Annotated in this window: 4 protein-coding genes; 2 read left to right on the top strand and 2 right to left on the bottom strand. The window is 71.5% G+C overall.

The window, feature by feature from the left end; translation table 11 throughout:
* Window positions 1-10: 10 nt before the first annotated feature.
* Window positions 11-970, bottom strand: coding sequence for a hypothetical protein (locus tag ACIQOV_RS31150; protein WP_401053986.1), 960 nt, complete (start codon window positions 968-970; stop codon window positions 11-13).
* A 560-nt stretch (window positions 971-1,530) separates the two neighbouring features.
* On the opposite strand from ACIQOV_RS31150, the gene ACIQOV_RS31145 reads away from it, so the two are divergent.
* Window positions 1,531-1,794, top strand: a complete 264-nt coding sequence (locus ACIQOV_RS31145; protein ID WP_097235176.1) for a DUF397 domain-containing protein — start codon at window positions 1,531-1,533, stop codon at window positions 1,792-1,794.
* A 288-nt stretch (window positions 1,795-2,082) separates the two neighbouring features.
* On the opposite strand, the gene ACIQOV_RS31140 is transcribed toward ACIQOV_RS31145, so the two are convergent.
* Window positions 2,083-2,658 carry an ATP-binding protein gene (locus ACIQOV_RS31140; protein ID WP_401053985.1) on the bottom strand — a complete coding sequence of 192 codons (576 nt, stop codon included), beginning with the start codon at window positions 2,656-2,658 and terminating at the stop codon, window positions 2,083-2,085.
* Between the two features lie 418 nt (window positions 2,659-3,076).
* Between ACIQOV_RS31140 and ACIQOV_RS31135 the strand changes: the two genes are divergently transcribed.
* Window positions 3,077-3,943, top strand: coding sequence for a helix-turn-helix transcriptional regulator (locus ACIQOV_RS31135; protein WP_188297256.1), 867 nt, complete (start codon window positions 3,077-3,079; stop codon window positions 3,941-3,943).
* Window positions 3,944-3,990: the final 47 nt, after the last annotated feature.

Here is a 3,990-nt window from a genome sequence, read left to right as displayed (position 1 = left end):
ACGGAATACCCTATGACTCGGTGTGACTGGTGTTCACCCGTGTGCTCTGCGTTACTCCCTCCCGCGCCCCCTCGGCCTCGGCGGCGGCCGCCGCCTCCGCCTCGGCCCGTGCCAGGTCCTCCGGGGACGGCGCGGGCAGCGCCGCCAGGTAGGTGGAGGCGATCAGCTGGCCGACCGACGGGTACGAGCCCAGCGGCGCGGCCGACGGGCAGCCGGTCTCCTCGGCGGCGGTGGCGAGCAGCTCGGAGTCCGCCTCCGGGCCGATCACCAGCGGGGCCAGCGCCGGGCGCTGCGAGCCGGTGTCCCTGAGGTGGTTGACGGCCGCGGCCACCGAGCCGGGCACGTCGAGCGCGGCGGCGACGACCGGCACGGCCAGTCGGGCGGCCAGCAGCACGCCGGTGATGCCGGCCGCCGCGGCCGCGTCCTCGCCGCCGACGGTGGTCAGCACCACGCCGTCCGCGGCGGTCGCGATGGCGAACAGCCGGGCGCGGTCGGCCCGGGCCAGTCCGGCCTCGGACAGCCGGACGTGCACGGCCTCGGCCAGCAGCGGGTGCGGGCCCAGCGGGTCGGTGACGGGCGCGCCGTACTCGGCGGCGAGCGCGTGAAGCTCGGTCAGGAAGGTGTGCGGGCCGGGCACCAGCGGCACCAGGACGGGCGTCGGCAGTCCGGCCTCGGCCGCCATGGCCAGCAGCTCGGCCACGGTGCGGTCCTCGCCGCCCGCGCCCTCGCCGCCGTTGCCGGGCAGGTAGCCGACCGCGGTCCGGACGCCGTTCTGCTCGGTGCGGACGATCGAGAGCAACTCCTCGACGACCGAGCGGGACTCGGGCCCGGCGGTCGCGGGCACGGCGAGCACCAGGGCCGGGGCGCCGGCCGGGATCTCGGGGCGCTCGGGACGACGGTGGCGCCCCCGCGCACGGGAGCCTGGAGTACGGACGGGCAGTGGCGCGCCCGGGATGGCTGCGGTGCTCATGCCGGAGATCGTAGGACATCTGCCCGTCCGGCTTGCAGTCGGCTGCCGCGTGGGTTTCACGCGGTCGCGGTCCGGAGGCCGGTGCGTCTCCGGCGCCGGTCCGGGCACTTTGCCTACAATCCGGACATTCCGCTCCCAATCCCCGCGCGACCGCCGGTGGTTGCCTCGACGCGACCCGAGGGCGCCGGCGTTGCACCTGGGGCGCGTGAGATGTCTCACAGCATGAGGATGGTTTGACGGAGGGTCACGGGGGTGCGACTCCCGGCATTCGAAGATCAACATTCAGCGGGGAGGCGCTCACGGCCGGTTATCGCGCGCCCGACGATTCATCGGCTATGTCCGTTTACGTACCGTCAGGAGAAGGGTCCGTGAAGAGTTCGCGGCTGCGGACAAAAGGCCACGTGCACCTGCAACGTCCCGTGCTGATGCACGTGCACTGCGGCTATCATCGCGTCAAGTGAGGCGTTGTGCCGGACCGGTACGGGGCCGGTCCGTTCGTTTCGACGGTGCCGGGGGCGCCGCGCTGGACGACAACTCCGGAAGCTCTTCGGGAGATTTCTATGCACGACTCGCAGGACACGCACGGCTCGTACGACACCTACAACGGGATGGCCGCCGCCGATCTCCAGGGGGTGGTCTGGCAGAAGAGCCGGCACAGCAACTCCCAGGGCAACTGCGTCGAGTTCGCGGCCCTGCCCGGCGGCGATGTGGCGATGCGCAACTCGCGGTTCCCGGACGGCCCGGCCCTCATCTACACCCGGGCCGAGATCGCCGCCCTGCTGCTGGGGGCCAAGGACGGGGAGTTCGACCACCTGGCGGTCTGACCGACCGCCGTGCTCCATCATCGGGGGGCCGTCGTGGGTGCCGACACCACGACGGCCTTTGTCTTTGTCTCCTCCGGGGGCCTCTTCGCCGGCGGTCTCCGCTTCGGAGGTGTCCGCTCCGGAGGCGTCCGCACTGGAGCGGAAGTCCTCGGCGGGGCCGGGTGGAAGGGCCCGGGGTGTGGTCCTCCCGGGGCTTCCGTCGACCGGCCGTGCGCCGCCCGGCGCATGGTCCGTCCTGGGCGTGCGGCCCGTTCGGGTCGGGGGCCCGGTCGGGGTGCACGGCCCGTCCTAGGCCGAGCGCCGATGCCGTCCGCCGATCTCGACGGGGCCGTCGAGCGGTGAGCGGCCGCCGAGTCCGGGGTGCCCGTCCAGCGGGGAGCCGACGATCGTCTCCGCCTCGAACATCGCCCAGACCACCTTGCCGCTGCCCAGCGGGTGCCAGCCCCAGGAGCGGCTGAACGACTCCACCAGGTGCAGCCCGCGGCCGGATTCGGCGACGAAGTCGGCCTCCCGTGCGATCGGGCCGATGCTGCTCGGATCGCTCACCGCGCAGACCACCTGGGGTGCGCGGTGCACCAGGCTTATTCGGATCGGGAGCCGGCCGTCCGGGGTCGGCTGCAGGGGAAAGCCGTACTCGCCCTGGGTGCCGCCCGACGGGTCGGGCCGTGCGCCGATCGCATGCCGGAGCGCGTTGGTCACGAGTTCCGAGGCCACCAGCGCGACGTCGTCGAACAGCTCCGTCAGGCCCCAGTGCTGGAGCGTGCTCCGAGCGAAGTCGCGCGCGGTTCTGACGGCTTCGAAGCGAGGAGCGAGCGTACAGGTGACCACAAGGGGGTCAACCGCCAAAGCCGTACCGGTGCTCATGAAGAGCTCCTCCCATAAGGGGGCGGACACGGCTGGACCCGCCGGGGTCATGCCGGTCACCTCCGACTCGCTCGGCCGCTCGGCCGCCCCCTCGACCATGCGCGCGCGCACTCGAACGCCCGATGACGCGGGGGACGTCGTCGGGTCGGTGCACGGAGTCGCGCGTGGGGTCGACACGGAGCCCGCGGGATTGCCAGGGATGTGCAGGTGCACGTGCACCATGGTGGTGTGCGCTCACTGCAGATGCAAGAGTCGATTCACGTGCAGTCGCACTATTGGCATATGCAAGCGCCGGATGCACGTGCATCCTGGTGTGTGGAGTGCGGAACTGATAGGAACATCCGTCAGTATCGGCACCGTGAGCGCTCAACTGATGGCAGACTGTGCGCTGTTTGCCCTAGGTGGAGGTTTCGACCGCATGACCACAGTTCAGCCGGGCGGCGGCTCGATGGTCCGCCGGATCCTCCTCGGCTCGCAGCTGCGCCGCCTGCGTGAGGCGCGCGGCATCACCCGCGAGGACGCGGGCTACGCGATCCGGGCCTCCGAGTCCAAGATCAGCCGCATGGAACTCGGCCGCGTCAGCTTCAAGGAGCGCGACGTCGCCGACCTGCTCAGTCTGTACGGCGTGGACGACGGCATCGAGCGGGAAGCCCTGCTCGGCCTCGTCCGCGAGGCCAACAAGTCCGGCTGGTGGCACAGCTTCAACGACGTGCTGCCGGGCTGGTTCCAGACCTACGTCGGCCTGGAGGAGGCCGCCCAGCTGATCCGCACCTACGAGGTGCAGTTCATCCCCGGGCTGCTCCAGTCCGAGGAGTACGCACGGGCGGTTTTCGGACAGAGTCGGCCGGTCATCAGCGAGGAGGAGGTCGAGCGACGGGTCAGCCTGCGGCTGCGCCGTCAGAAGCTGCTGGCCGAGGGCGCCAGCCCGCGCCTGTGGGCCGTCATCGACGAGGCGGCGCTGCGCCGGCCGGTCGGCGGGCCCAAGGTGATGCGCGGTCAGGTGCAGTACCTGATCGACGTGGCCGAGCAGGCCAACGTGGTGATCCAGGTCATGCCGTTCCGGTTCGGCGCGCACGCGGGCGAGTCCGGGGCGTTCACGATCCTGCGCTTCCCGGAGCAGGACCTCGCGGACGTGGTCTACCTGGAGCAGCTCACCAGCGCGCTCTACCTGGACAAGCGCGACGACGTCGACGCCTACATCCAGGTCATGGAGCGGCTCTGCGTGGACAGCCTCACGCCGGAACGCACGATAGACCTGCTCGCCTCGATCCTGAAGGAACGCTGAGCCGCTGCCGTCCGGGGCCTGTGAGCTCCCTCCCTCGCGAGGCCCCC

Origin of the sequence: Kitasatospora sp. NPDC091257 (assembly GCF_044757675.1) — a bacterium.
GTDB classification, from domain to species: domain Bacteria; phylum Actinomycetota; class Actinomycetes; order Streptomycetales; family Streptomycetaceae; genus Kitasatospora; species Kitasatospora lactacystinica.
Note: the sequence above shows the minus strand (reverse complement) of the source record. Positions and strands in the feature narration are given on the sequence as shown.

Coding starts and splice junctions, on each gene's coding strand:
- ACIQOV_RS31135 (WP_188297256.1), top strand. CDS start 3,077: ATGACCACAGTTCAGCCGGGCGGCGGCTCGATGGTCCGCCGGATCCTC.
- ACIQOV_RS31150 (WP_401053986.1), bottom strand. CDS start 970: ATGAGCACCGCAGCCATCCCGGGCGCGCCACTGCCCGTCCGTACTCCA.
- ACIQOV_RS31140 (WP_401053985.1), bottom strand. CDS start 2,658: ATGAGCACCGGTACGGCTTTGGCGGTTGACCCCCTTGTGGTCACCTGT.
- ACIQOV_RS31145 (WP_097235176.1), top strand. CDS start 1,531: ATGCACGACTCGCAGGACACGCACGGCTCGTACGACACCTACAACGGG.